Annotated in this window: 1 protein-coding gene; it reads right to left on the reverse strand. The window is 43.0% G+C overall.

Annotated features, from left to right (window positions below; all coding sequences use genetic code 11):
* Positions 1-1,023 (reverse strand): HYR domain-containing protein (locus tag HC175_RS15205; protein ID WP_168139328.1); only part of this gene is annotated, 1,023 nt, incomplete at both ends.

Genomic DNA, 1,023 nt, shown 5'->3' on the forward strand with positions numbered 1-1,023 from the left:
ATCGCTCACCCTAATCTGGACCGGAGTATCCTCGGTAATGAGCGTGCCAAATTCCGGCGTCTGGACTACAGTAAAATTTCTGTCACAAAAATCCAGGTGATAGCGGCTGAGGTAACTACCAATAAAGTACCCCTGGTCAGGGTAATAATCTGCTTCTTCTATTGACGGCGGACAGTTGAGGGCAGAGGGCAACGAAGTATCCAAAGTAATTTCCACATAGCAAATATCGACTTCGCCCATAGAAGTTGTGGCGATCACGCTTACCCGTGTATCCTGATAGATCGAGGAACCTGGAGTTGGGACCTGTGTAATATTGGCAGGAATGTTTGTGCTCACCTCCCCTGTATAATCCGGAATTGTAAATGTGCAATAGCCATCCAGGCTGCCTTGTTGTGGATCGGGACAACCTGTTATTTCCAGGGGAACACCTGTTTCTTCCTCTTCTAAAGTCAGCTGAAATTCACATTCTGCCGGATTTCCGGAATCATCGTATACGGTAAATGAGATCTGCTGACTTCCATAAATTACTTCTCCCTGAACCGGATCCTGAATAACCTCCATGGTATCATCGGGATTACAATTATCAAAAACCAGTACTTCCCCACTATAATCTGGAACTATAAAACCAACTTCAGGATTGAAATTTGCCGTTTTTGGCCCAGGACAGCTAATTTGTGGGGCCGTGGTATCTGTAAGAGAAATTTGAAAATTACATTCTCCAATGAAGTCACTATTTTCATCTTCTCCATGATAGACTCTTAAACTAACCCGAAGTAAATCTCCCTCCCTTTCTTCTGTCTGATCAATGAAAATTCCATTTTCAAAATGCTGCCTGTTGATAATTAAGTCACTGAAGTCACTTTCTGAATAATCACAGTTTTCATCCAGATCCAAAGTTCCCGGTGGTATATCGCAATCGAAAGAAGGCTGGTCTTCCTCCACAAGAACTACCTCGAAAGAACAGGAGGAAGACTCATTATTGTATTGGTCATAAGCAAAGATGTGTATATATGTGCCCTCAGT

It is taken from the genome of Salinimicrobium oceani (genome assembly GCF_012037645.1).